The sequence below is a fragment of the Pseudomonas sp. HY13-MNA-CIBAN-0226 genome, assembly GCF_040310305.1.
Taxonomy (GTDB): Bacteria; Pseudomonadota; Gammaproteobacteria; order Pseudomonadales; family Pseudomonadaceae; genus Aquipseudomonas; species Aquipseudomonas gregormendelii.
This window is the reverse complement of record NZ_JBEOPS010000022.1, coordinates 95765-121970: the sequence shown is the minus strand read 5'-3', so window position 1 is coordinate 121970 and position 26206 is coordinate 95765. Positions and strand designations below refer to the sequence as shown.

General features: G+C 59.3%; 24 protein-coding genes and 1 pseudogene. 18 read left to right on the top strand and 7 right to left on the bottom strand.

The window, feature by feature from the left end; genetic code table 11:
* The first annotated feature begins 342 nt into the window (after window positions 1-342).
* The 6 genes from AAEZ05_RS22765 to cyoE all read left to right on the top strand — a co-directional run bounded on the left by AAEZ05_RS22765 (window position 343) and on the right by cyoE (window position 6521).
* Window positions 343-852 (top strand): disulfide bond formation protein B, encoded by a 510-nt coding sequence (locus tag AAEZ05_RS22765; RefSeq protein WP_045062712.1) that lies wholly within the window; start codon window positions 343-345, stop codon window positions 850-852.
* A gap of 825 nt (window positions 853-1677) precedes the next feature.
* Entirely contained in the window at window positions 1678-2622 is a 945-nt protein-coding gene (cyoA, locus tag AAEZ05_RS22760; protein ID WP_045062710.1) for a ubiquinol oxidase subunit II, read from the top strand.
* Between the two features lie 3 nt (window positions 2623-2625).
* Window positions 2626-4656 (top strand): cytochrome o ubiquinol oxidase subunit I, encoded by a 2031-nt coding sequence (cyoB, locus tag AAEZ05_RS22755; RefSeq protein ID WP_045062708.1) that lies wholly within the window; start codon window positions 2626-2628, stop codon window positions 4654-4656.
* A 3-nt stretch (window positions 4657-4659) separates the two neighbouring features.
* Window positions 4660-5286, top strand: a complete 627-nt coding sequence (locus AAEZ05_RS22750) for a cytochrome o ubiquinol oxidase subunit III (RefSeq protein WP_045062707.1) — start codon at window positions 4660-4662, stop codon at window positions 5284-5286.
* On the top strand, window positions 5287-5622 hold the full coding sequence (gene cyoD / locus AAEZ05_RS22745; protein WP_028623533.1) for a cytochrome o ubiquinol oxidase subunit IV: 336 nt from the start codon (window positions 5287-5289) through the stop codon (window positions 5620-5622).
* A gap of 11 nt (window positions 5623-5633) precedes the next feature.
* On the top strand, window positions 5634-6521 hold the full coding sequence (cyoE, locus tag AAEZ05_RS22740) for a heme o synthase (RefSeq protein ID WP_045062703.1): 888 nt from the start codon (window positions 5634-5636) through the stop codon (window positions 6519-6521).
* A gap of 331 nt (window positions 6522-6852) precedes the next feature.
* Here cyoE and AAEZ05_RS22735 read toward each other — a convergent pair whose 3' ends face one another.
* A complete protein-coding gene (locus AAEZ05_RS22735) occupies window positions 6853-8217 on the bottom strand; it encodes a hypothetical protein (protein WP_350648979.1) in 1365 nt (454 codons plus the stop codon).
* Between the two features lie 53 nt (window positions 8218-8270).
* On the opposite strand from AAEZ05_RS22735, the gene AAEZ05_RS22730 reads away from it, so the two are divergent.
* A complete protein-coding gene (locus tag AAEZ05_RS22730; RefSeq protein WP_350648977.1) occupies window positions 8271-8909 on the top strand; it encodes a tRNA ligase subunit PheS family protein in 639 nt (212 codons plus the stop codon).
* A gap of 136 nt (window positions 8910-9045) precedes the next feature.
* Here the strand turns inward: AAEZ05_RS22730 and AAEZ05_RS22725 are convergent, their stop codons facing one another.
* Window positions 9046-10464, bottom strand: a complete 1419-nt coding sequence (locus tag AAEZ05_RS22725; RefSeq protein ID WP_350648975.1) for an aminotransferase-like domain-containing protein — start codon at window positions 10462-10464, stop codon at window positions 9046-9048.
* A 149-nt stretch (window positions 10465-10613) separates the two neighbouring features.
* Between AAEZ05_RS22725 and AAEZ05_RS22720 the strand changes: the two genes are divergently transcribed.
* The 10 genes from AAEZ05_RS22720 (at window position 10614) to AAEZ05_RS22675 (ending at window position 19864) form a co-directional block, all read left to right on the top strand.
* Window positions 10614-11714 carry an MFS transporter gene (locus AAEZ05_RS22720; protein ID WP_350648973.1) on the top strand — a complete coding sequence of 367 codons (1101 nt, stop codon included), beginning with the start codon at window positions 10614-10616 and terminating at the stop codon, window positions 11712-11714.
* A gap of 42 nt (window positions 11715-11756) precedes the next feature.
* Window positions 11757-13037, top strand: a complete 1281-nt coding sequence (locus AAEZ05_RS22715; RefSeq protein ID WP_350648971.1) for an ATP-grasp domain-containing protein — start codon at window positions 11757-11759, stop codon at window positions 13035-13037.
* 27 nt (window positions 13038-13064) lie between these two features.
* Window positions 13065-13559 carry a RidA family protein gene (locus AAEZ05_RS22710; protein ID WP_045062691.1) on the top strand — a complete coding sequence of 165 codons (495 nt, stop codon included), beginning with the start codon at window positions 13065-13067 and terminating at the stop codon, window positions 13557-13559.
* Between the two features lie 81 nt (window positions 13560-13640).
* Window positions 13641-14108 (top strand): cupin domain-containing protein, encoded by a 468-nt coding sequence (locus tag AAEZ05_RS22705; protein ID WP_045062689.1) that lies wholly within the window; start codon window positions 13641-13643, stop codon window positions 14106-14108.
* Window positions 14109-14311: 203 nt separating this feature from the next.
* Window positions 14312-14956: a glutathione transferase gene (gene yfcF / locus AAEZ05_RS22700; protein ID WP_045062687.1), complete on the top strand. Its 645-nt coding sequence runs from the start codon at window positions 14312-14314 to the stop codon at window positions 14954-14956.
* Between the two features lie 29 nt (window positions 14957-14985).
* The gene (locus AAEZ05_RS22695; RefSeq protein ID WP_045062686.1) at window positions 14986-16326 is read left to right on the top strand and encodes a KamA family radical SAM protein; all 1341 of its coding nucleotides are present in this window, start codon (window positions 14986-14988) and stop codon (window positions 16324-16326) included.
* Window positions 16327-16350: 24 nt separating this feature from the next.
* Entirely contained in the window at window positions 16351-17226 is an 876-nt protein-coding gene (locus tag AAEZ05_RS22690) for a branched-chain amino acid aminotransferase (protein ID WP_045062685.1), read from the top strand.
* A gap of 18 nt (window positions 17227-17244) precedes the next feature.
* Window positions 17245-18000 (top strand): TauD/TfdA family dioxygenase, encoded by a 756-nt coding sequence (locus AAEZ05_RS22685; RefSeq protein ID WP_045062684.1) that lies wholly within the window; start codon window positions 17245-17247, stop codon window positions 17998-18000.
* Between the two features lie 67 nt (window positions 18001-18067).
* Window positions 18068-19027, top strand: coding sequence for a diiron oxygenase (locus AAEZ05_RS22680; protein ID WP_045062683.1), 960 nt, complete (start codon window positions 18068-18070; stop codon window positions 19025-19027).
* A 15-nt stretch (window positions 19028-19042) separates the two neighbouring features.
* Complete coding sequence (locus tag AAEZ05_RS22675; protein ID WP_350648968.1) at window positions 19043-19864, top strand: N-acyl homoserine lactonase family protein; 822 nt, start codon at window positions 19043-19045, stop codon at window positions 19862-19864.
* A 54-nt stretch (window positions 19865-19918) separates the two neighbouring features.
* On the opposite strand, the gene AAEZ05_RS22670 is transcribed toward AAEZ05_RS22675, so the two are convergent.
* The 5 genes and pseudogenes from AAEZ05_RS22670 to AAEZ05_RS22650 form a co-directional block, all read right to left on the bottom strand.
* Entirely contained in the window at window positions 19919-21340 is a 1422-nt protein-coding gene (locus tag AAEZ05_RS22670) for an aminotransferase-like domain-containing protein (RefSeq protein WP_350648967.1), read from the bottom strand.
* Window positions 21341-21680: 340 nt separating this feature from the next.
* Window positions 21681-22385, bottom strand: coding sequence for a hypothetical protein (locus AAEZ05_RS22665; protein ID WP_045062679.1), 705 nt, complete (start codon window positions 22383-22385; stop codon window positions 21681-21683).
* A gap of 234 nt (window positions 22386-22619) precedes the next feature.
* Window positions 22620-23138: pseudogene (locus AAEZ05_RS22660) on the bottom strand (DUF6622 family protein); the annotation flags it as partial.
* 142 nt (window positions 23139-23280) lie between these two features.
* The gene (locus AAEZ05_RS22655) at window positions 23281-24795 is read right to left on the bottom strand and encodes a sensor histidine kinase (RefSeq protein ID WP_350648964.1); all 1515 of its coding nucleotides are present in this window, start codon (window positions 24793-24795) and stop codon (window positions 23281-23283) included.
* Window positions 24792-25508, bottom strand: a complete 717-nt coding sequence (locus AAEZ05_RS22650; protein ID WP_205893013.1) for a response regulator transcription factor — start codon at window positions 25506-25508, stop codon at window positions 24792-24794. Before AAEZ05_RS22650 ends, AAEZ05_RS22655 begins: the two co-directional genes overlap by 4 nt.
* 151 nt (window positions 25509-25659) lie before the next feature.
* Between AAEZ05_RS22650 and msrB the strand changes: the two genes are divergently transcribed.
* A complete protein-coding gene (gene msrB, locus AAEZ05_RS22645; protein WP_350648962.1) occupies window positions 25660-26184 on the top strand; it encodes a peptide-methionine (R)-S-oxide reductase MsrB in 525 nt (174 codons plus the stop codon).
* Window positions 26185-26206: the final 22 nt, after the last annotated feature.

The following is a 26206-nucleotide window of genomic DNA, read 5'->3' as shown; positions in this document are numbered from 1 at the left end:
CCCACAGTTTGAATGCATCCCAGAGCGGTACAGCAGCCCGAGGCTCCCACAGTTGAGAGCATTTCAATGTGGGAGCCCGCAGGTTGGATCCCACAGTTTGAATGCATCCCAGAGCGGGACAGCAGTCCGAGGCTCCCACAGTTGAGTGCATTTCAATGTGGGAGCCAGCCTGCTGGCGATTCGGTCGCAAGCACATGCACATCTGTGTAAGTAGCCCAAGTTAATCCCTTCTTAACCGCCCTGTCGTTTATTCCCCGACATCTATTCCATGCGCCCCGGGGCTCTCCAAGCCAGGGGCCAGCGTGTAGACTTCCGGTCAATCGAATTCAGAAGGGAAACGCAATGAGCGAGGAAACGATGCGGTTGGGCCGTGAGCGGCGCTACCTGGTATTGCTGGGCATCATCTGCCTGGCGCTGATCGGCGGCGCGCTGTACATGCAAATCGTCCTGGGCGAGGCGCCTTGCCCGCTGTGCATCCTGCAACGTTACGCATTGCTGCTGGTCGCGGTGTTTGCCTTCATTGGCGCGGCAATGAGCACCCGGCGCAGCATTACCATCCTGGAAACCCTGGTGGTGATCTGCGCGCTGGCCGGTGTGGCAGTGGCCGGGCATCACGTCTACACCCAGTTCTACCCGGCGGTCAGCTGCGGTATCGACGTACTGCAGCCGATTGTCGACGGGCTGCCGCTGGCGAAGATCTTCCCGCTGGGGTTCCAGGTCGACGGCTTCTGTTCCACCCCGTATCCACCGATCCTCGGGCTGTCCCTGGCCCAGTGGGCTCTGGTGGCGTTCGTGATGATCGTGGTGCTGGTGCCGGTGCTGACAGTGCGTAACCGCAGGGCGCTGCGCTAACTCGCCGCTGTTGCCAGGGTTGCTGAGACGCCCCGGCCTTCGTTGAGAAGGCCGGGGCATTTTTTTGTGGGTAAAAAGCCTGTTTCAGCCCTGAAGTAAAAACAGCGTGATGTGTGACAGTCGAGGGTGCGACAGGTGTGCGACATGTTGTCACAGAGCAAGTGTCGCAGGGCGTTTCAAAGTGACTGATTGGCGCAGTCCTGCGCGACGAAATTGGCTCTAGTTTCAGGTGCGCGCCGTACTACCGAAAAACCTCGAACAGGCAGTTTTAACAGGCCCTGGCGATTTGCCGGAGCCCTTGTCATATAGGGGCTACGGCGGGGTAGACCGAGGCTGAAAAGCCTTCGACACTGTCTAAACTGCGCCCGGTAGACCTACTATTTTTGGTGTTTTTGTTGAGAATTATTTTCGATACCATGGCGCACTTTTGCGAAAATCATGAATGATTGTTGCCGAAATGGATAAAAATTATTTCGGGATAAGACATGGTTTATAAAACGTTACATATCTACAATCGCCACCACTGAATTCCCGGCACTGCTCACCCCAGAGCAGAACAGGGCGTCGAGAAGCTCCAGAGCTTCGTGCGACTCCCCAGGTGTCGGTGCCTTCCAATTATCCGCACCAAATGGAATTGGTCTGTAACAAGGCCTTTGACCACGAATTCGAATAAGAACTCACCGCTGGCCCAGGATTTGTCGAACAGCGTCTGACGCGCGACGGGCAGCCCTTATTCAATCCAAGAAAAATGCCAACCCTTGGCAGGGTGAAGTGTTGGCGATCAAAACCCAACTGCATTGCGCAAGCTGCTTTAGAGGTCGTGAGATGAGTAAAAACAGGTACCCCAGACTACTAGGCTTATTGCCGCTGATCGGCACGTTGTTGCTGTCAGGCTGCAACATGACCTTGCTCAATCCAACGGGCCAGGTGGGCCTGGAGCAGCGAAACCTGATCATCACCGCAACGTTGCTGATGCTGTTGGTCGTGGTCCCGGTCATCGTCATGACCTTCCTGTTCGCCTGGAAATACCGCGCGACCAACACTGACGCCGTGTACACGCCCAAGTGGTCGCACTCCACCAAGATCGAAATCGCGGTGTGGGCTGTTCCAATCCTGATCATCATTGCCCTGGGTTACGTCACCTACGTGTCGACCCACGAACTTGACCCGTACCGTCCGCTGGAATCCGACGTCAAGCCGATCACTATCGAAGTGGTCGCACTGGACTGGAAGTGGGTATTCATCTACCCGGAGCAGGGCATCGCAACGGTTAACAAGATCGTGTTCCCGACCAATACCCCGGTCAATTTCAAGGTCACGTCGGACTCGGTGATGAACTCGTTCTTCATTCCGGGCCTGGGCGGCCAGATCTACGCGATGGCCGGCATGCAGACCAAGCTGCACCTGATTGCCAACCGTGACGCTGAAATGGAAGGCATCTCTGCCAACTACAGCGGCGCAGGTTTCACCGGCATGAAATTCAAAGCGATCTCAACTTCTCAGGAGAATTTCGACACCTGGGTAAGCGAAGTCAAAAAGGCACCTAAACAGCTGGAAAAAGCTGAATACGAAGCCCTTACCAAGCCAAGCCAGAACAACCCAGTCGAGCTCTACTCCTCGGTGACGCCGAACCTGTTCCAGATCATCGTCGACAAGTACGAAGGCATGAAACCGGGCAAGCCGATGCATCACGAGAAGAAAGAGAAAGAAGTGGCCCAAATGGAAGGGATGGACATGAGTTCGCATTCAGCTGCCGGGGCAGAGGAGTAAACGATGTTTGGTAAATTAAGTTGGGAAGCGGTCCCGTTCCACGAACCGATCGTGATGATTACCATCGCCATGATCGCACTCGGTGGCCTGGCGCTGTTCGCTGTAATCACCTACTTCAAGAAGTGGACCTACTTGTGGACCGAGTGGTTGACCTCGGTTGACCACAAGAAAATCGGCGTGATGTACATCATCGTCGCCATGGTCATGCTGCTGCGCGGCTTTGCCGACGCCATCATGATGCGTACCCAGCTGGCCATGGCCACAGAGGGTTCGCCTGGCTACCTGCCGCCTGAACACTATGACCAGATCTTCACCGCTCACGGTGTGATCATGATCATCTTCATGGCGATGCCATTCTTCACCGGCCTGATGAACCTTGCAGTGCCGCTGCAGATCGGCGCGCGCGACGTTGCCTACCCGTTCCTGAACTCCTTGAGCTTCTGGCTGCTGGTATCGGGCGTCGTACTGATCAACCTGTCCCTGGGCGTCGGCGAATTCGCCAAGACCGGCTGGGTTGCCTATCCACCGCTGTCGGGCTTGCAATACAGTCCTGGCGTAGGGATGGACTACTACATCTGGGCGCTACAGCTATCCGGGTTAGGTACGACGCTAACGGGGGTCAACTTCCTGGCCACCGTGCTGAAAATGCGTACCCCTGGCATGAAGCTGATGGACATGCCGATCTTCACCTGGACCTGCACCTGGGCCAACGTCCTGATCGTGGCTTCGTTCCCGATCCTGACCGCTACCCTGGCACTGCTGACACTTGACCGTTACATGGATTTCCACATTTTCACCAATGAACTTGGTGGCAATCCGATGATGTACGTCAACCTGTTCTGGGCCTGGGGACACCCCGAGGTTTACATCCTGATTCTGCCGGCGTTCGGGATCTTCTCCGAAGTCATCTCGACCTTCACTGGCAAGCGTCTGTTCGGCCATCACTCGATGGTCTACGCCTCTGGCGCGATCTCGATCCTGGGCTTCATGGTCTGGCTGCACCACTTCTTCACCATGGGTTCGGGTGCGAGCGTCAACGCTTTCTTCGGGCTGGCGACCATGCTGATTTCGATCCCGACGGGGGTGAAGCTATTCAACTGGCTGTTCACCATCTACCAGGGTCGTCTGCGTTTCACCAGCCAGGTTCTGTGGACCCTGGGCTTCATGGTGACCTTCGCCATCGGCGGCATGACCGGCGTACTGCTGGCCATTCCGGGTGCTGACTTTGTCTTGCACAACAGCCTGTTCGTGATCGCTCACTTCCACAACGTGATCATCGGCGGCGCGGTATTCGGCTACATCGCAGGCTTCGCGTTCTACTTCCCGAAAGCGTTCGGCTTCAAGCTGCACGAGGGTTGGGGCAAGGCTGCATTCTGGTTCTGGATCACCGGCTTCTTCGTCGCCTTCATGCCGCTCTACGTACTGGGCTTCATGGGCATGACCCGTCGCCTGAACGCCACCACCAACCCTGAGTGGGTGCCGTACCTGTACGTCGCCATGTTCGGTGCGGTGATGATCGCTGTCGGCATCGCCTGCCAGCTGATCCAGCTGTACGTCAGTGTGCGTGACCGCAACAAGCCGGAAAACATGTGCGAACACGGTGACCCGTGGAATGCCCATACCCTGGAATGGTCGACCTCGTCGCCACCTCCGTTCTACAACTTCGCCGTGCTGCCGAAAGCGCAAACCATCGACCCGTTCACCGAAGCCAAGGAAAACGGCACCGCGTACCAGGCTCCGGCCAAGTACGAGCCGATCCACATGCCAAACAACACCGCTACCGGTGTGGTCATGGGTGCTCTGCTGACCGTGTTCGGTTTCGCGATGATCTGGCACATCTGGTGGCTGGCAATCGTGGGTCTGGTTGGCACCGTGGTGTATTTCACTATCCATGCCGCCCGTGACGATCAGGGCTACATGGTGCCGGTGGATGTCATCGAGCGCATCGAAGCCGAGCAGCACAAACGTCTGGTAGCGGCCGGGAAAATCCCAGCCAACGCCACCCGTGTTGAAACCTCGTTGGAACAGGCTTAAACCATGTCGAACTTAGTGACCAATGCTGGACACACCCATGTCGATGGACATGGGCACGATGACCATCACCACGACTCGGGCGAGATGACCGTATTCGGTTTCTGGCTCTACCTGATGACCGACTGCATCCTGTTTGCGTCGATCTTCGCGGTGTACGCGGTACTGGTTAACAACGTAGCCGGTGGCCCGTCGGGCGCCGACATTTTCGAGCTGCCGTATGTACTGGGCGAAACCGCTCTGCTGCTGTTCAGCTCGATCACCTACGGCTTCGCCATGTTGGCGTTGTTCAAGGGCAAGAAGACTCAGGTCCTGGGCTGGTTGGCCATGACCTTCCTGCTGGGCGCCGGCTTTATCGCCATGGAGATCAACGAGTTCCACCTGCTGATCTCCGAAGGCTACGGCCCTAGCCGTTCCGGCTTCCTGTCCGGGTTCTTCACCCTGGTCGGCACCCACGGTCTGCACGTGACCAGCGGTCTGATCTGGATGGCGATCATGATGTACCAGGTGCAGAAAAACGGCCTGACGGCGACCAACAAGACTCGTCTGAGCTGCCTGAGCCTGTTCTGGCACTTCCTGGACGTGGTGTGGATCTGCGTATTCACCGTTGTTTATCTGATGGGGACTATGTAAATGGCTAACGCTCATTCCCACGATAGCCACGACGCCGGCCACGGCAGCGTCAAGTCCTACGCTATCGGTTTCATTCTGTCGGTGATCCTGACCGTCATTCCATTCGGCCTGGTGATGTACCCGACTCTGCCGAAAGCCATGACCCTGTGGATCGTACTGATCTTCGCAGTCGTCCAGGTGCTGGTGCACCTGGTGTACTTCCTCCACCTGGACCGCTCGGCCGCCCAGCGTAACAACGTCATTGCGTTTGTTTTCGCCGCGATCGTTATCGTCCTGCTGGTTGGCCTGTCGCTGTGGATCATGTTCAGCATCCACACCAACATGATGGCGCACTGAGGTAAATCCGGATGTCCTTGAAGCACTTTATCCAAATCACCAAACCGGGGATCATTTTCGGTAACGTGCTTTCAGTGGCAGGCGGATTTTTCCTGGCCTCCAAAGGGCATGTCGATCTGGCCATCTTCCTGGCCGCCATGATCGGCACGTCCCTGGTCGTCGCTTCCGGTTGCGTGTTCAACAACTGCATTGACCGCGACATTGACGTGAAGATGGAGCGCACCAAGAACCGGGTGCTGGTGCAGGGCTTGATCTCCCTGAAACTGGCCCTGATCTACGCGACCGTCCTGGGTGTCGCCGGCGTTGCCTTGTTGTACAAGGTGGCCAACCCGCTCGCGGCGCTGTTCGCGGTGATCGGCTTTGTCATCTACGTCGGTTTCTACAGCCTGTACCTCAAGCGCAAGTCGGTTCACGGCACGCTGGTGGGCAGTCTGTCGGGGGCGATGCCGCCGGTGATCGGCTACGTGGCCGTCAGCAACAGCTTCGACATGGCAGCGCTGACGCTGCTGGTGATGTTCAGCCTGTGGCAGATGCCGCATTCCTACGCCATCGCGATCTTCCGCTTCAACGATTACCTGGCCGCATCGATTCCGGTGTTGCCAGTGAAGCGCGGGATCAAAGTGGCCAAGAAGCACATCCTGCTCTACATCCTGGCCTTCCTCGTGGCCACCTTGATGCTGACCTTCAGCGGCTACGCCGGCATGAGCTACCTCGCCGTCGCCGCGGCCATGGGCATGTACTGGTTGTACATGGCCTGGACCGGCTACAAGGCAGTGGATGACACGGTCTGGGCACGCAAGCTGTTCGTGTTCTCGATCTTCACCATTACCGCGTTGAGCGTGATGATGTCCCTGGACTTCAAAGTGCCGAGTGAGTTGTTGCTGACGTACGCGCCTTAAGCGTCGACTGCCGTAAAGAAAAACCCCGCCTTCGAGAGAAGCGCGGGGTTTTTTATGGGCGACTATCTCGCTACTCGCGCCAGTGAGTACAACGCCGAACCCCTGTAGGAGCTGCCGCAGGCTGCGATCTTTTGATTTTGATCTTTGGCAGGAACAGACATAGCTGAAGATCAAAAGATCGCAGCCTTCGGCAGCTCCTGCAGAGACCTCATGCTTGACGCTGATATTTTTGAGGATGAGCCTGTGGGTACGGCGTTACACCATTGTAGCGATCTGCTGGCAGGGGAGGTCGTCGGTAGATAGGCGGTGCTGGCGATCAGTTATTTGACATTCAGCTTTTGATGAAACCAATAGGATAGGAGTGGGTTTGGGTCTTCACTAGCGGTACTGTTGGGATGCTCAGTCTGGATAAAAGATCTGCTCTTATGGCGCCTGAAAGCTCGGGGTTGTTCTGCTCCCACTCCATAATTTTGTGACTTCCACCACATTGCTTATCGATGAGTGCATCCATGCGGGCGTGTAGAACCTGGATCAGGTCGTCTGCCGATTTAAAACCTGGCGCATTCATCAACTGTGTTTTGATAATGGTCTCAAAAGCATTTTGTGCGGAGCCCTTTTGCTGCATCAACAGGCTGCACCGGTAACCAATCTTCATGCGCGTGGTATGCGCCCATTCGGTTTTTCCTGCTATGGATTGGGCATGGTCAGCGTAAGGAAAGGTATGAAACTCTTGCGCAAGCAGGGGGAGTTTTTCTGAAAAGACTGCATCTTCCCTTTTGAAACGATGTTTCAGTTCCGGGAAAACGGCCGGTCGTTGACTGACTGCTGTTTCATATCCGTTTTCTTTGGTTTGCCCTTGAAAGCCAACATCCAGGCAGCTGCCAAAATCAAGGCGCATGACGTGCAGGCTCCCATCACCCTTTTTGACAATACCCATGTTCTTGTAAAACACGTTGAAGGGATCCCAGTCTCCCAGCAGTTGCGATACACCCAGACTATCCTGCGATTGCCGTTGCAAGGCCTCTGGCAATATATGAAATTGCTTTTGCATCACTTCTTCAAGTTGTAGTGCTTTGGCTCTGTAGACTTGAACAAGCTCTTGATCCGGATTCCCATCGACGCCTACCCACCAGTCGAGGTGTTGATCACGCAATTTGGTCAATTCGCCAGTGAGCGTTTTCGCAATGACCGCATTGTGTTTGAAGGCGGCAGCATCTTCATGTGTGAATTCCTTGAATTGCCGTTCGAGGTCATCCGCTAATTCTTCCTTGATCAAGCAATCGCCGAAATCCTGGTAGTTTTCAAGTCGGGAAGCAATAAAAATCTTCTCGTTGCCTGCGCCCTCCATTATGCAGCTGCATTCATTAACCATACGTGCTTTCGGTGCTGGCAAGAACAAGCTATAAATCTCGGTGCTGACCACTTCTCGTGAAGTAATTGCATTTCTCACTACAGGACTGGTTGAGTCATAACTGACTGCGTCTTTCAGATAAAAACGTTCACCCTCGGACGATACAACCTTGCCAAGGTTCGCGCTGGTTCCCATTCCGTTTTCCACTGCCACCGGAACTGCATTACTGAAGTCGACGACGTAAGGCTTTGAGTCCGATTGCATGGAATTCACAGGAGGAGAGGCTGATGTGATATCTGGAATAGCTGGAGCCCTGGCGATTGGAAAGGAACCTAATTCGAGCATGTGACTGACCTCATTTGAACGACGGTTTGATTACCTGTGCGGGTATGTGATGCGTGTTACGAGAACTCAAAAAAGGTGCAGGGTGGCAGGCAGTCGTTGACCGGCGATTCTGTTTTTCGCTCATGGCGCGCTGCGCTCCCGTCGAGGTCCTGGAGTGCGGTCGTATTGCGCAATCGTTGTTGGAACGGTTGCAGATAGATCCATCGCGTCATGGTGGGTTGGCGCTCGGGATGGGGCTGGATCGGCTGACGATGCTGCGCAAAGGCATTCCGGATATTCGCTTGCTGCGGGATCAGAATGTACGGGTGCAGGCGCAGATGCATGATTTGAATCCATGGCGTGCGGTTTCGCGTTTGCCGTCGATTGCTCGTGATATTTCCCTGGCGGTTACACCGGGGTTGAGCGAAGAAGTGTTGACCGAAAAAATGTTACTCGCGGCCGGCGACTGCGCCGAATGGATTGAGGAAATGCAGGTCAAGGGACGTTGGGGATTCGCTGATTTGCCTGTGCAGGCCATCGAGCGCCTCGGGCTGTTGCCAGGGCAGGAGAATGTACTGCTCCGGGTGGTGCTTCGAGATTGTTCGCGATCGATCACGACGGCTGAGGCGAACGCCTTGTACGCGGATATCCAGTGCGCGTTGCACGAGGGCGCCCCCGGGGCGGGGTACAAGATGGATGTTTCGAATGTTTGATGCCGAGTAGGCAAACCGAACCCCTGTAGGAGCTGCCGAAGGCTGCGATCTTTTGATCTTTGTTTTAAAGGCGGACTTTGCAAAAGATCAAAAGATCGCAGCCTGCGGCAGCTCCTACGGGGAGGGTGGTGGTCGGCTATTTTTGGGGTGTATCCAGCAACCGGAAAAAGCGCTCGCGCACCTGGCTGCTGTCGCTGTGGGCAACATTGAAGCGCAGGTGCTGGCAGGCGTCCGGGGCTTTGCTGAGCAGGGTGCCAGGAGCCAGGACCAGGTCGATTTCCAGGCCTTTTCTGGCCAGGGTTTCGGCGTGGAACCCATCAGGTAATCGGGTCCAGATGAACAACCCTTCATGGGGCAATGATGACACCGAGCAACCGGCTTCTTCCAGCCAGCGGGTCACCCGGTTGCTCGAGTCGTAGAGCCGGTCCACGGTGCGGCGAGTGTGTTTGGCGTAGCTGCCGTCGCTGAGCATGTTGCAGACGATCTGCTCGGCCAGTTCCGAGGTCATGCCGCCGCCGGCCATCTTGAGCCCGATCATGCGTGCGGCCAGTGGCGGCGAAAGCACCGCGTAGCTGACGCGACTGTTGGCGGTCAGGGTCTTGGAGAAGCCGGACACATAGCTGACGTTGTCCAGCCCGCCTGCCGCCAGGCGCGGGGTGCTTCGTTGTTGCAGGTCGCAATACAAATCGTCTTCGACAATGTGGAAACCGTAGCGGTGACTCATCTCCAGCAAGCGATAGACCTGCGCCGGGGAGAACGAGTGTCCGGTGGGGTTATGCAGACTGTTGTTGGTCATGTAGAGCACAGGCCGATGGGCAATGACTGTCCGCTCGAACGCTTCCAGGTCCATGCCCTCGACACCCCGGTGGACGGTCACTACCTTGGCACCGTGCAAGGCCAGGTTGGTGTGCATGGTGAAGTAGCACGGGTCGTCGAGCAGCACTGTGTCGCCGGGCTTGATCAGCAGGCGCATCAGCATATCGATGGCCTGCACGGTGTTGGCGGTGGTGACGATCTGCTCCACCGGCACCTCGATGCCGATGGCTGTCAGCTTGACCCGCAAGGCTTCGCGCAACGGCGGATAACCGGCGGCCACGCCGTATTCACCCATGCGCAGGGAGGCGTCGCGCAGGGTTCCGCGAACGGCCTTGAGCAATTCATCGGCCGGTAGCCATGAGGAAGGCAGGAAACCTGCGCCGGGACGTAGTGCGCCGTTGTCCTGCAGCACCGCGCGGCGGACCACGCTGAGCGTGTCCTGGGGCAGCAGGTCGGGGCCGGCATCCAGTTTGGGCATGGCGCTGGAGCGGTGCACGAAATGCCCCGAGCCCTGGCGGGAAACCACCAGGCCCTTGGCACGCAGCCGATCCAGGGCATCGACCACCGTGGACTTGCCCACATTCATCAGGTCCGAAAGCTCGCGAATGGGCGGCAGGCGGGAGCCGTGGGGCAGGCCGCCCTGGTTGATCGCCACCGACAGCTGATCGACGATCTGCTGCACCAGCGGTACGCCGGGCTGGAATTCGATGGCCGCGATGACTGCGCGTTGAACCTGCATTTTACTGGTCTCTCCGGCAGTAAAGTTCGTTTGATTCTATACGAACTTGCTCTGATCAAGACACCCGTCTCTCTCTACCATCACCTTACAGTCTTTCCTGATTGTCGGCGTTTTTTGCTCGCACAATCATTTGGTTCCAGAGGTGTTGCATGAGTATCGAGACAACGGCCGCCATCGCCAAACCGGTGATTAACATCCGTCTGTTCACGATCCGGATCATTACCGCCGTGTCGTTGTTTGCCGTGCTGGGCAAAGCCAACGTCTGGCTCGACACCGCCACCAACAGCATCCTTGCCCTGGGTTATCGGGCGTTGTTATTGCTGCTGCCGTTGACGTTGCTGGTGCTGGGTCGTCGTTCCCTGAGCGTCACCTTGCTGTGCGCCGCCCTGGGGTTGGTGCTGCTGGCCGTCACCAGCAATCAGGGCATGGTGATGTTCGCTGCGGCGCTGTTTGCCTATGGCATCGCGATTGCCGGGTACCTGATCAAGAGCGAAGCGGCGCAGACCAAGGAGGGCGCGGCCTACAACCGTGTGGCGATGAACATGGGCAGCCTGCTGGCCGGGTTGATCCTGCTGTCGCCACTGCTGACCCCGCCCCTGTTTTTCCTCGGTGCCGCCAGCTTTGTCCTGCTGTGCGTGCCAATTGCCATGGGCGCGACCTTCACCACCCAGTCAGCAGCGGCGAGTCCGGTGACACAGGACGGCAGCGGCTGGCGCAACAAACTGCCGTGGGCGATCGCCGGCATCATCATGGGCATCAAGCTGTTTGCTGTGTTCTCGATTCTTCCACAAGCGATCTTGCTCGAAACTGGTGAGTTGCCAGCCTGGTACGGCCTGATGCTGATCCTCAACAGCGCGGTCGTGGTGTTTGCCCAGGTGCCGGTGATGAAACTCATCGAGCGCACGGGGCGCTTCAAGGTGCTCGCCGTGATCGGGATCATCGTCGCCGGCTTCGCGGTGCTCTCGTCTCCCGCGGCCTTTCATGTTGAAACCCTGCTCGGCGCGTTGATCTGGGTGGCCTTGCTGTCCATCGCCGAGTGCGCCTTCAGCTACCTCGATTACTTCTCGGTCAAGCAGAACAACATGTTCGTCAAGGAAGTGTCCCTGGGCGTCGGCGCCGGGCTCACTGTGCTGATCATGCGGGTGGTGCCGGCGCCCCATAACGCGTTGCTGCTGGCCGCCATCGGCGCGGGCGGGATTCTGGCGTGGTACTGGCTCAACCGCACATCCAACGCGGCGCTGCACGACTGAGCCATTGCGGTTGCTTTTTTTGCTTCACAGGCAGGAGGTTTCATGAAGACGACGTCATGCGTAGTAGTGGTCGGGTACAACGGCAACCGGGTTCACGATATCCAGAAGCTGCGCGACCTCTGCAGGACGCTCTACAACGCAAGGCTGATCCTGGTGGTCGAGCGCATTGCCCCTGATGACGACCAGGTGGCGGACCACGTCTGCAGCGCTTCAATGGCGCCCGAGGATGTAACCGATTCCCTGGAACTGGTGGTGGGCTGCCTGGCGGTCGATCGCTGGAAACTGATCGGCGTGCTGCCGTTTTCCGACCGCGGGGTGTTGCTCGGCGCGGCCCTGGCCAGTCATTACGGCCTCCCGGGCATCACGCCCAACGAAGCACGGGCGGGGCTGGACAAGCAGATTTTCCGCAAGCTCGAAGCAACCTCCAGCACGGCTCCCGAAGATTACCGTCCCGTATTTTCAACCCGTGTCGAGAGCCTGGCAGAACTGCGCCAGCGGGTCGTCGAACTGGGCGGCAGGGCGTTCATCAAGCCCGCCTGTGAAGGTGCAAGTCGCGGCTGCCGGGTGATCCATCACCCGTCCGAATGCGACGAGGCGTGGCAGGCACTCAAGCCTTATCGCAATGGCGGCATCGTGCTTGAAGAATTGGTTCGCGATGCTCGGGAGTACAGCTGGGACTACGTGGCCGGCAGCACCTGGATCACCGAAAAAACCACGACCGAAGGCGCCTTCCGGGCCGAGATCCAGCAGGTGGTGCCTGCGCCGTTGCAGGGTGATGCCCAGGCTCGCCTGGCAGCGGCGGGGCGGCACATGTCGGGGCTGGTCTCCTTGGACAACGGTGCCTACCACAACGAAATCTTCCTGCGCCCTGAGCAACTCACTTCGGCGGTAGAAACCAACATGCGCCCTGGCGGCATGCACATCTGGGACCTGGCGCGCATTGCCTTTGTCGACTTCGACCCATGGGAGCGCTGGGTGAGGTGGGCCGTGGAGGGCCAGTGCGAGCGACAGGATCCGGTCGCGCGGGGTTATTGCGGCATTCGCCTGCTCAGGGCGCCGGGCGGTGGCCTGTTACGTGACCTGCCAGACATCGACGCCGTGGCACGGATGCTCGGCATCGAGTTGGTGGCGGCCGTGTATGAGCGGCGCATCGGCGACTCGGTGTCGGCGCTGGTCAAGGACAACACTTCATTTATCGGCCACATCGTCCTGTTCAACAAGGACTACGAGCAACTCACCAGTGACTTGTTGCGTCTGGCCGAGGCGGTTGAAGTGCGCATGGAAGTCGCCTGCCTGGCGCCGCCCGCCAGAGCGATGGGCTGAACACGATTTGATTGAGAGGTAATACCCATGTTTGAACACACAACCTGTGATGAGCGCTTCCTCACCCTCGCCAAGGAGTTGGGTTACGACATCTATGGCGAAAACACCGCCGGCGGCCACTACGCGCCCTTGGTCCGGCACCATGATGAGCTGTACATCAGCGGCATGGTGCCGCGCATGAATGGCAAGATCCAATACCCCGGACGGGTTGGCCTGGAGCTCAGCCTCAGTGATGCCCAGGCAGCCGCCAGCATCAGTGCCATGCGCGGGCTGGCGTTGATAGTGGATGCCATCGGCTCGCTGGATAAAATCAAGTCGCTGGTGCGGGTCACTGTGTACGTGAAATCCACTGCGGACTTTGTCGACCTCAGTGAAGTGGCCAATGGCGCATCGGACGTGTTCAGTCATGTGCTGGGGGATGCGGGTAAACATACAAGAACCACAGTTGGGGTTTATCAGTTGCCAAAGAATGCGGCGGTGGAAGTGGACATGATCGCAGCCCTGCGGCCTTCTGCGTTATAAGCGCGGCGTGTTGGGTTTACAGTGTCGATGGCTTCACCTATTGTTCGGTGAATGACGTCGACATCAAGTTGGAATGCGCGAATGAATAATGTTCAAGGTGCGTTTTTTTCATATGACGAGTTTCGTCAGAGTTTGCATCAGCCGCCCCAGAGTGCGCGGGTATGGACGAGCGATAAACTTGCTGCAATGCGCGAAAGTCTTGCGGGCAGCGAAGTCGATATCGTCGCATTGGCCCACGACAACAGCCTCGAAGGCTGCAAGTTGACACCGGGTGTGGCGGTGTCCATGCAATGGTTGAAACCCGGCGCTGTGTTGAATGGCCACGCCCATGGCTGGTGGCATCTGTTTGTCATACAGGCCGGCAGCGGCCTGCTGACCATGGGCGAGGATGACGAGGTGCGCGCCAGCACCGGCGACGTCCTGCTGGTGCCCGCCTGGACCCGACATGGCTTCGTCAACACCAGCGCCACCGAGTCGATGGCCATGCTCAACATGAGCAACATGCCGCAATTGGCGTTGCTTTCCAGTATGGCTACCGCAGTGAGCTGAGCCTCGACAACCCCCATACTCTGTTTGCTGTCCTTCCGGGAGTCCGCATTAGCCGACTCCCTGTTTTTGTTTTTGTATTGTCCGATGCGAGATTTCTGTATCCGTGTAAACAGATAATTTCTGTATCTGTTCAGTGCGTGAGCAACTATCTAGCATCGACTCCAGTGCAACGGATTAATAGTCTTGATGCAAGGGAGTGGTCCATGGAAAGTTCAAATATAAAGTTGTACGTAGGGGCGGATTTTGTCAGTGCTTTTGCCATGTCGGCATTTGTGGCGCTGAAAGAAAAACAACTTCCGTTTGAATGTGTAACCCTCGATTTGAAAAATAGAGAGAACTATCAGGCGAGTTATCGAGACCTGTCGATGACTTGCAAGATACCTACCCTGGTCCACGAAGACTTCGCGCTTTCAGAGTCTTCGGCCATTGCCGAATACCTGGACGAAGTCGCGCCCGAGGGCCGAAAACTGTTCCCTGCAGACACCCGGCTGCGCGCCCGGGCCCGCCAGCTTCAAGCCTGGTTACGCAGCGACCTGCTGATCATTCGCCGGGAGCGTCCGGCAGATCTCATCTACTTCGGAACAAAAGACACGCCCCTGTCCGAGGAGGCCCTGGTGGCTGTGGATCGATTGTTCTTCGTGGCCGATCGCCTGCTCAAAGGCGGCGCTGATCACCTGTTCGGTGACTGGAGCATCGCTGACACCGACCTGGCAATCATGCTCAACCGCTTGCTTGCCAATGGCGATCATGTGCCAGCGCGACTTGCCGCCTATGTTCGCCGGCAGTGGGACCGCGACAGCGTGCGGGCGTGGCTGGACATCGAGCGCATAGCACCGACTGCCCAGTAACTCGTCAGGAATTCATCGGGAGCGCTGCCATGCAGGGAATGTCGGAGCTGCACAGATACAAGCCCTATAACGCCCGGACCATCCGCGAGACGCCGTACTGGCACAGGCTCACGCCAGCGTTACAGGAAGCCATGGACGTGGTCGCGCGGGTGATGCCATTTCGCACCAACGAATACGTGCTCGGAACATTGATCGACTGGGACAGCATTCCCGATGATCCGATTTTTCGCATGACTTTTCCCCACCCGGACATGCTGTTGCCGCAGGAGTATGCGTCGCTCAAGCAACTGATCGAGCAGGACGACGCTGCGGCCATCAAGCGCCGGATCGAAGCGATCTGGCTGCGCATGAACCCCCATCCGGCCGGCCAGTTGACCCATAACGGCGCAAGCCTGGACGGTAAAGTCCTGCCGGGCATTCAGCACAAGTACCGGGAAACCGTGCTGTTCTTCCCTGGCGCCGGCCAGACCTGTCACGCGTACTGCACCTTCTGTTTTCGCTGGGCGCAGTTCATCGGTGAAGAAGAACTCAAGTTCAACGCCCGTGAGTCCCAGGAACTGGTGAGTTACCTGCGGGTGCACACCGAAGTCACTGACGTGCTGATCACCGGCGGTGACCCGATGATCATGAACACTCGCTCGCTGGCCGGCTACATCGAGCCGCTGCTGGAGTTACCGCACCTGCGCAGTATCCGCATCGGTACCAAGTCGGTGGCTTACTGGCCGCAGCGGTTCGTCAGCGACAAGGATGCCCCCGAGCTGCTGGCACTGTTCCGGCGAATCGTCGCGGCAGGCAAGCACTTGTCTGTGATGGGGCATTACAACCACCCGGTCGAGCTGCGCCAGGACATCGCCCGCCAGGCCGTCGAACGCATTCGCTCCACCGGCGCCGTGTTGCGCATGCAGGCGCCGGTGATCCGCCATATCAACGAAAACCCCGCCGATTGGGCCGAGCTCTGGACCGAAGGCGTGCGACTTGGCGCGGTGCCCTATTACATGTTCGTCGAGCGCGACACCGGCCCTCGTCATTACTTCGCGATGCCGCTGGCCCGGGCCTTCGAGATATTCCAGGCGGCCTATCGCAGCGTGTCCGGGCTCGCCCGCACGGTGCGCGGCCCCTCGATGAGCACCTTCTACGGCAAGGTTCTGATCAACGGGATTGAAACCGTGGCCGGAGAAAAAGTCTTCGTGTTGCAGTTTCTCCAGGCCCGGGATCCGCAATGGGTGCTGCGCACCTTTCATGCGCAATTCGATCCCCACGCCAGCTGGTTCGATGACCTGCGCCCAGCCTTTGGCGAGCGGCGATTCTTTTTTCAGGACGAGCCGCTGACTGCGCCCGAATTGATACCGGTCCTGCTGGAAACGGCGTAGGACGATTCACCAGGAGATATGGACATGAGTGGCATCCCGTTTGATCAGCGCGAAGGGCTTATCTGGCTCGACGGCGAGTTCGTCGAATGGTCCCAGGCGCGCTTGCATGTGTTGACCCATGGTTTGCATTACGCGAGCACCGTGTACGAAGGCGAGCGTGTGTACAACGGCAGGATCTTCAAGCTGCGCGAACACAGCGAACGGTTGTATCGCTCGGCACAATTGATGGATTTCGTGATTCCCTATGAGCTGGCCGAACTGGAAGCGGCCAGCCATGAGCTGCTGCAGCGCAATAACGTGGTCGACGGATACGTGCGGCCGGTGGCGTGGCGTGGCAGCGAAATGATCTCGACTTCGGCTCGCTTCAATCGCGTGCACCTGGCGATCGCCTGCTGGCAATGGCCGAGTTACTTCGACCCGGCAGGGCACATGGGCGGCATTCGCCTGAAGACCGCCGACTGGCGCCGGCCGCCCCCCAGCAGCAGCCCGTTCGAAGCCAAGGCTTCGGGGCATTACCAGATCGCTACCCTGAGCAAACACGATGCAGAAAACAACGGCTTTCACGATGCGCTGATGCTCGACTGGCGCGGCCATGTCGCCGAGGCCACCAGCGCCAACGTGTTTTTCGTCAAGGACCGGACGCTGCACACCCCGCTGCCCGACTGCTTCCTCAACGGCATCACCCGCCAGACCGTAATCGAATTGGCCGGGGCGCTGGATTACCAGGTGGTCGAGCGCACGATTCTTCCTACCGAGCTCGGCGACTTCGAGGAGTGTTTTCTGACGGGCACCGCTGCCGAAATCACCCCCGTGCGCAGCATTGATGAGCAGCGCTATCGCCCGGGCAACGCCTGTCGCGAATTCATTGCCGCCTACACCGCCACCGTCAACGCCGGATAAACCGCCAGGAATCTCACCATGTCCGATCAAGGGATTGCATTCAAAGCTGATGTTTCACTGGGCCACCGCCACGAAGAATTATCGGCACGGGGCTGGACAGTACTGACCGCCGACGAATTTGACGATGACGTGGTCGGCACACTGCAGCAGTTCGGTCCGATCATTCCGCAGTTCAACGGCCAGACGGCGTTCGCGATCACGCGCAAGCCGGGCTACGAAGACCTGCCGTACTCCCAGAGCATGAACGGTATCGGCCCGCACACCGAGGCGCCGGTCTATGCTCCGCCGCCGCGTTACCTGGCATTGCATTGTCATCAACAGGCGACCTGCGGCGGCGGCCATACGGGGCTGGTCGACGGCTACCAGTTCCTGGCATGGCTGGAACGCACCGAGCCGCAGTTGCACCAGTGGCTTGTCGAGACGCCAGTGGAGTTCGTGGCTACGGCCAAGCCTGGGGAGGCCGCGCAACGGCGGGTTAAGGAATACATCCTGACGCCGACGCAGGACGGTGACATCTTGCGCTTCAGCTACAACCAGTTTCACTACGGCGACGTCAATCCTTGCAAAGAGGATCTGCAGCAGTCGCAGGTGGCCAACAGCCCCTCGCCGCTGGCGCGGTTCGCGGTGTTGGGGGAAGCGTACTTTCTGGAGCACAACACCCCGGTGTTGATCCCTGACGGCTGCCTGCTGATTTGGGACAACTGGCGGATGATCCACGCCCGCAGTCGATACAATGACCCGGCGCGCAACCTGACCCGCTATTGGCTGGCCTGAATTTTCCGGCGCCATTCATTCTATTTGCGTACCCCTGGGTGGGTACGCGTACAACAGGTAACGCGTTATGCAAACAGCCATCGAGATCGCCAAAGTCGATCATCAATTGATCGTGCGGCTCAACCAGGCGTGGACCAAACGAGCCACGGTGTGTGCGCCGGACAAGTGGCAGGCCGGCGAAGCCTTCGACCCTGCGCGTCCGGATTACCCGGAGTGCATGGTGCCGTTTTTCCAGCACCCGAAATTCCAGGCCCTGAGCGACGAGCTCAAAAGCAGCGTGCTGACCTGGGGCTGGATCGGCTACAACCTGCGCACGGTCACTGCCGAAGAGCACGTGGTAAACCCAGCATTGAGCGTCATCGCCAATCAATACCTGGGGCAGCATGACTGGCATTTTCGCGAGGCGATGCAGCAGACGCTGATCGACGAGCACTACCACACGCTGATGCACCTGCGTGCGATCGAGCGCACCCGGGTCGACCGCGCGCTGGACCAGACGCTGGACTTGCCGCCGTCGGTCACCTATCTGCGGCTGCTGGCCCTGCGCGAAGCGTTGCCCGAACAGTGGCAGCGGGACCTGGCCTCCATCACTTTTGCAGTGGTGGCCGAAATCAGCGTCAATGCCTACCTGGATCTATTGGCGGACGATCAGAGCATCCAGCCGCAAAACCGTCGCGTGGCCGAGCTGCACAATCGTGACGAGTATGCCCACAGCAAGGTCCTGGCCGAGGTGGCCAAGGTCATGTACGGGAACATGCAGCCGCCGCAGCGGGAATTTTTCGCCCGTACGTTGTCCGTGGCCCTGAGTGCCTTTGTCGCCCAGGACTACTCGATGTGGGAAGCGATCCTGACTCAACTGGGGGTTGAGGACGCGGCGCTGATCATCGCCGACACCCGTGAGAGCAACCGTAACGCGACCATCATGCGCGACTACAGCGGGCTCCAGCGTCTGGCCGAGGACCTGGGTATCACCGGGCAAATCGATTTCGACTTCCGACCGACGCTCAAGACCGCCTCGGTGGCCTGAACCAGGAGCTGCCCCATGCCCGTTCCCGAGTACGAAGTGTTCGCCATCCGTGTCGGTGCCAATGCCCAGCGCACGGCCCGGGAGAATTTTCTGTACGACCCCTGCTGTGGTGATCCGAACGCGCCGATGCCGCTGGATTACTACTTCTGGGTGATTCGCCATGAGCAACGCGTGATCGTGGTGGACACCTGTTTCCAGCCGGCCACTGCGGATCGGCGCAACCGTCAGATGTATCGCCTGCCGGAAGAGTCCCTGCGCCAGCTGGGGATTGATCCGGCACAGGTCGACAACCTGATCCTGACTCATCTGCACTGGGACCATGCCGGAAACCTGGGTTTGTTTCCCAAGGCCACCGTGCATCTGCAGGAGGCGGAACTGCGCTTCTGCACCGGGCCGAAAATGGCCCATCGCACGGTGAACAAAACCTACGAGGTCGATGACGTGATGTCGGCGCTGCCGCCGCTGTTCGAGGGGCGCATGCGTTTGCACACGGGTACCGTCGAGGTCGCCGCCGGCGTGACCCTGCATCCGGTGGGCGGGCACACGCCGGGCAGCCAGGTGGTGCGGGTCAATACCCGGCGCGGGTGGATTGTGCTGGCTTCGGACGCTGCGCATTTGTGGGTGAACATTCGCCAGCGCAGTCCGTTTCCGATTATCGATGACCTGGCGCAAACGCTGGAAGCCTTCAACGAAATCGAGCGTCTGGCGGACGGTGAGGAGCACGTCATCCCTGGCCACGACCCCCTGATCGCCGAGCGTTTTCCGCATTGGAATGATGACCCGCACATCATTTGCCTGCATGAAAACGCCCTGGGGCTGCACCCAAACCCGAGCTGAAATACAGCTCCTACGGGGTACTTATACATCCCGGGGATCTCCATCAAACAGGCTTTACTTCTGGTTTTTCAGGAGTTGGCCCAGGGTCGCCAGCGCCTCCTCAATCCTCGGCGTAAACGGCGCGCCACACGTGATTCTCAGGCAGTGCCCAAACCCCGGCCCATTGGAAAAGATATCCCCAGGCAAAATCTGAATACCCACCTTCAACCCCTCATGAAACAAACGCATCGACGCATACCCAGGCGGCAGTTCCACCCATAACAGGGTGCCGCCCCGCGGCTCGGTCACGCGGGTGCCTTGGGGAAAGTGGCGCAGGATCGCGGTGCGCATCGCGTGGCGCTGCTGGGTCAGGGTGTTCCTCAGTCGGCGCAGGTAACGCTCGTAGGACGGTGTCTTCATGAACGCACTCACCGCCAACTGCGACAGCGCCTCACATCCCCTCGACTGGCTGTGCTTGAGCATCTCCACCCGGTCATGCCAGCGGCCGGCACTGATCCAGCCCAGGCGCATCCCCGGCGCGAGGGTCTTGTTCAGCGAGGCGCAGTAGATCAGGTTGTCGCTGCGGTCCCAGTGTTTCAGCGTGGACAACGGTTGCTCGGTGTCTACCAGGTCGCCGTAGGTGTCGTCCTCGATCAGCACCGTGGCGTGCTCGGCGCACAGTTGCACCAGTCGGGCCTTGTGCGAGTCGGGCATGATGCTGCCCAGGGGATTTTGCAAATTGGGTATCACGATCACGGCGCGGATCGGTTCAGAGCCGCGCAGCAATTGTTCCAGGGCGAACAGATTGATCCCGCAGTGCGCCGCTGCCGGCACCTCGCACACCCGCAGATTAAGGCTTTCGAGAATCTGCAGCAGGCCGTGGAAGGTTGGCGACTCGACGGCAACCGTATCACCGGGCTGGGTGACGGCGCGCAGGGCCAGGTTAAGCGCCTCGGTGGCGCCGTTGGTGATCACGATTTGCTCGGCGCTCAGGTGGGTTTTGCTGGTCAGGGCGCGGCGAGCAAGGATGTTGCGCAGTGCGAGGTTGCCGCTGGTGGGCGCGGTGGTGCCCAGCAGCTGTTGGTTCTGACGCAACGCCTTGACCATGTGGTCCTGCAGGGTCTTCAGCGGGTAGAGCTGGGGTGCGCAATAGGGGTTGGCGAAATTGACCTTGATCGTCGCTCGCTGGCTGGCCTTGAGCACCGAAGACACCTGTTGGTGAATGCCGACATAGGCATCGGCAGCCAGCGGTGCCGGTGGCAGGGGGTGCGGCAGGGGTTCCGGCTGGCGAATATAGTTGCCCGAGCGCGGGCGCGCCTCCAGCACCCCCTGACCCTCCAGCTCCCGGCACACCTGCACCGCCGTCGACAGGCTGACTGCGTGCTTCTCCATCATCAGGCGGATGGACGGAAAGCGTTCGCCGTTTTTCAAGGTGCCGCTGCGGATCGCGTCGAGGTAGTGATTGGCTAACTGACGGTACAGGGGAAGTGTGTTCATGCAGGCCTCAGCAGTTGCACCACTGAGGTCTGGGCTGGACAGTGAGTAGACGCTCCCCGCAGGCGGACCCATGGTGCTCGAGGGTTAAGGGAAGTGTTAGTGCTGTTTCGATACTGGAACAGTAGTCGCGGACTTGCCTGAATCGCAGGCAATAAAAAGCCCCGCACAAGGGCGGGGCTTGGGAGAAACACGAGCTGGCGAAAAAGCCTGTGGCTTGCTCGCGCTTGAGTGGGCAGCACTCACAAAAGAAGCGGTGCTGCCACTATTCCGCGGCCGCTACGCAGTCCAGGGGGAGCGAGCTCCCGCCCCACGGGGAGGGCGCTGCGCTGCGGGAGGTGTGTTACTGGGCAGCGATGCTGAAGCCATCGAACGCGGTCTGTTGCTGCAGCGCAGTGATGATGTTCTTGCGGTTGACCGCCTGTTCAGTCCCGGCGTTGTCGAGGAAGGTTTCGCTTTCCAGCTCCGCTTCATCGCCTTCACCGACGAACGCGAAACCGAGGAACTCCAGCGCTTGGCGATCAAGGTTCAGGCGCGAACGCGGCGTGCGCAGCGGCAAGGTGACGCTCACGCCGTCCTTGCTGATGGTGAACACTTCGACTTCTTTCTTCGCCCGCACTGTCTTGCCCTTGCTGCTGCCCGGATTGCTGATGGCCTGATGAGTCTGGTTCAGCACTTTCAGCGCCAGGCCGTAGACGATTTCCTGGAACGCAGGGTCGTCCTTGAAACTCGACAGGATGCGGCTGATCGGGAACTTGCTGCTGAGGTCTTCCAGTGCCGCGATATCAGCGGCCTCGGCGTCCTTGAGCTGCTTGAGTTCGCCCATCAGTTCGTAGGCCTTGTCATCGTCGAAGCTGTCGTGAGCCTGGCGGATCGCGGCACGCAGTTCGCGGATCTGGTCGCTTTCACGGGTCGACTGGAACGAGTCCAGGACCATCTCGGCGATGGTCTTGGCCTGTGGCAGGTGTTGTGAAAGATTGATGGAGTTTTCGTATTCCGCTTTGGACGACAAGGTGACTACGGATTCAGCGGTACTGGAATCGGACATTGAAATTTCACTACTTCTTTTAACTTGGGATGAGGCGAGAAAGCCCGGGGCCTTTTCAGGCCGCCTAATCTATTGGACCGGCGCCGTGTTGTCACGGACGAACAGGCCAGCGGCCAAAACATCCACCTCGGTGCCCCGTAGGAGCTGCCGCAGGCTGCGATCTTTTGATCCTGATCCTGATCCTGGCGGCCCCCACCTAGCCAAAGATCAAAAGATCGCAGGCTTCGCCAGCTCCTACGCATGAGTTGCCTTGAGCCCGCGAAACACCTGATAAAACCTGATCGAGCGCCCGCAAAACAGACCGCTGGCAATCCCGGACGCACAGGCCTTGAGCAACATGACTGGCAGCGTGTTCGATTGTTGCGGGTGAACCTGCGCCTCATAGCCGAAGTAGTAGTTGACCGCAAACAACAGCAGGTAGAGCACCAAGGTCTTGCTGGTGCCGGGCAGGATCAGCCCGGCTCTCGAGGCATCCAGCCTGACGTCCTGGCTGGAAAAAATCAGCAGTGCAGTGGCGCTGCCCACCAGTACGGCGACCAGCCAGAAGCCCAGCGACAACACCGGATGCAGCGCCAGATTGAGCGAATACAGGGACCAGGCGAGCAGGATCGGCGGCGTGATCAGCAGCGAGATTTTGCTTTCCCGGGTGGGGGAGAGGGCCTTGATCCCGAAATAGCAAAGCAGCACAAAGAGCGCGTAGACCCACGGTGGGGTGTTTTGCAGGGCGTTGAGCATCTTGACGTGTCCGTGTCGAAAAGCGAGCGTGGATAGTAGTCCTGTCGGGTTCTGTGCATCGGCCTATTTTCACGCAGGGGGTGAACTATCCGAACGTGTCTTGCCCGCCTTAGAGCCCTGTGGGAGCAAGGCTTGCCCGCGATGCAGGCAGCGCGGTCCGTCAGACCTTTCCCGGCGTATTCAGATTCATCGACCGCACCGCCAATTGCGTCGCAACTTCCTCATCCACCGGCAACGAAAACACCAACGTCGCCCCTTGCCCCGGCACATCCAGCAAACGAATCTCGCGGCCATGCAACTGCAAAATCCGCTGCACAATTCGCAACCCCAACCCGCCATCGCGCCGTGCGCCGCCAATATTGAACGGCCGCAGAAACAACCCCTCACGCAACTGCGCAGCAATCCCCGGGCCGCTGTCACTGACCGTGATCTCGACGAACCCGCCCTGCGGCACCAGGCTGATGCTGATGATTCCGCCCACCGGCGTATGGCGCAGGGCGTTGTCAAACAGGTTGGTCAGTACCCGCTCGATCAGCCCCAGGTCGGCAAACACCCCGGACACCGTTGGCGCAAAGTTGGCCTTGAGTTGCACCTGGCGCGCTTCGGCGGTCAGTTCGAATTTCTGGAATATGTCCTGCACCAGGTCGGTCAGGGAAAACCGCTCCAGCACGGGCTGCACAAATCCATGCTCCAGCCGCACCAGCTCCAGCAGCGACTGTGCCAGCCCGCCAACCTTGCGGCTCTGATCCAGGGCGATGCCCAGGTAACGGCGGCGGTCGGCCACGGACAAGGTCGCGTCCTTGAGCGACAAGGTTTCCAGATAACCATGCAACGACGCCAGGGGCGTGCGCAGGTCGTGGGAGATGTTCGCCACCAGCTCGCGCCGCTCCTGGTCCTGGCGAGTCAGCGAGCGCCATTGTTCGCTCAGGCGCGCCTGCATCTGGCGGAAGGCGGCGTCGAGTACGGCGATCTCGTCCTGGCTGGCGGCTTTTTCCACTGGCGCTGGGGGTGTTTGCGGCATGCCGTCGATATCGAACTGGCTGACGTTCGCGGTCAGGCGCCTCAAGGGCCGGGTGATCAGCGAGAAGGCCGCGAGACCGGCAATCAGGCATAACAACGCCACCAGCCCGATTGACCACAGGGCCGTGTTCAGCGCCGCGCTGGTCGCGCCTTGTTCGGCGAAGCGGTCATGTTCCTCGCCGAGCAGCACCACATAGAGGTAGCCAACCGGCTTGCCATCGACCGTCAACGGCGCGGCACTGAATACTTTGCGTGCGTCGGCGCTGCGCGGGTCGTCGCCCAGTATCGGCAGGGCATCGCCAGCGAGCAGGCGCTGGATGGGCGCCAGGTCCACCTGCTCGCGGCGAATCCGCCCCTCGGGTGCTGCGCTGCCGACAACCCGGCCTGCAGGGTCCAGCAGGTACACCTCGACGCTGGGGTTCACCAGCATCAACTGGCTGAACAGGTTGCGCACCGCATCGGGCATCAGGCCCTGGCTGTTCATCAGCACCGTGTCATTGGCAATGTGTTGCGCCAGGTTTCTCGACAACCCTTGCACCACCTCCTGCTCATGGATCTGGTTGGCGCGCACCTGCATCCACGCCGACGTGCCGCAGCACACCAGCAGGAGCACGGCGAACACCAGTGACAGGCGTTGTGTCAGGGTCAGCTTCATGGCTGGTCCTCTTGCGCCGCGAACTTGTAGCCACGGCCCCACACCGTGAGGATGCGCACGGGCTGCGCCGGGTCGGCCTCGATCTTGGCCCGCAGGCGATTGATGTGAGTGTTCACCGTGTGCTCGTAACCCTCGTGGCTGTAGCCCCACACCGCATTGAGCAAGTCCATGCGCGAGAACACCTTGCCGGGCTGGCGGGCGAAGAAGTACAGCAAGTCGAACTCCCTGGGCGTGAGGTCCAGGCGCCGACCATCGAGGGCGACGTCGCGAGTGATCGGGTCAATGGAAAGGCCATCGAGGCTCAGGCTGCCGGCGTCCATTTTCAGGTTGCGCGCCATCGCATCCACTCGCCGCAACAGCGCCTTGACCCGCGCCACCAGTTCGAGCATGGAAAAGGGCTTGGCCAGGTAATCGTCGGCACCCAGCTCCAGGCCCAGGATCCGGTGCATTTCACTGGAGCGGGCGCTGGTGATGATGATCGGCGTGTAGCGCGCCATCGCACGGGCGCGACGGCAGATTTCCAGCCCGTCGACCCCGGGTAGCATCAGGTCGAGGATCAGCGCATCCCAGCCTCCCTGCTGCAGCATGCGCATGCCTTCGTTCCCGTCCGCGCAGTGCACCACCTCGAGATGTTCATCACGAAGATGCAGGCAGATGAGGTCGGCAATATGCAGGTCGTCCTCGACCACCAGGACGCGTTTGGTCTGTTCCATCAAGCTTAATCCTTCAGCGCGGTGTGCGTAGTGTGCGGGTTTTTCGCCCATCGAGTTATCACGATTTATTTAACTCTCCGTGAGGATTTGGCGATCACACTCAGCCTAGGCTGTGTTCCATGAAAGGCCCCCTGGATTTTTGGAGACGAGCATGTTTTCACGACGGCAGTTTCTCGTAGCGAGCGGCGGGCTGGGGGTTGCAGCCCTGGCGGTCGGTGTATTGCCCAAATTTGCCGGGCGCTGCTCATTCATTGGCGATTTCATTGGCGATGCCAATGCCGCAGAGGTCTTCGAAGTGACGCACAGCGACAGTGAATGGCGCGCCCTGCTGAGCGACGAGCAATACGAAATCCTTCGCGAAGAGGGCACCGAGCGCGCCTACAGCAGTGCGCTGAACGATGAGCACCGGGACGGTACGTTCGCCTGTGCCGGTTGTGACCTGGCGCTGTTTTCCTCGGCCACCAAATTCGACAGCCGCACCGGCTGGCCGAGTTTTTGGGCGCCGCTGGACAACGCGGTGGGCATTCGTCAGGACCGTTCATTCGGCATGGTGCGCGAGGAGGTGCACTGCCGAAGATGTGGCGGTCACCTGGGCCATGTCTTCGATGACGGGCCCAAACCCACTGGCCAGCGTTACTGCATGAACGGCCTGGCGATGAAGTTCACGCCGGCTTGATCTTTCGTTTCTGGAGCAAGAC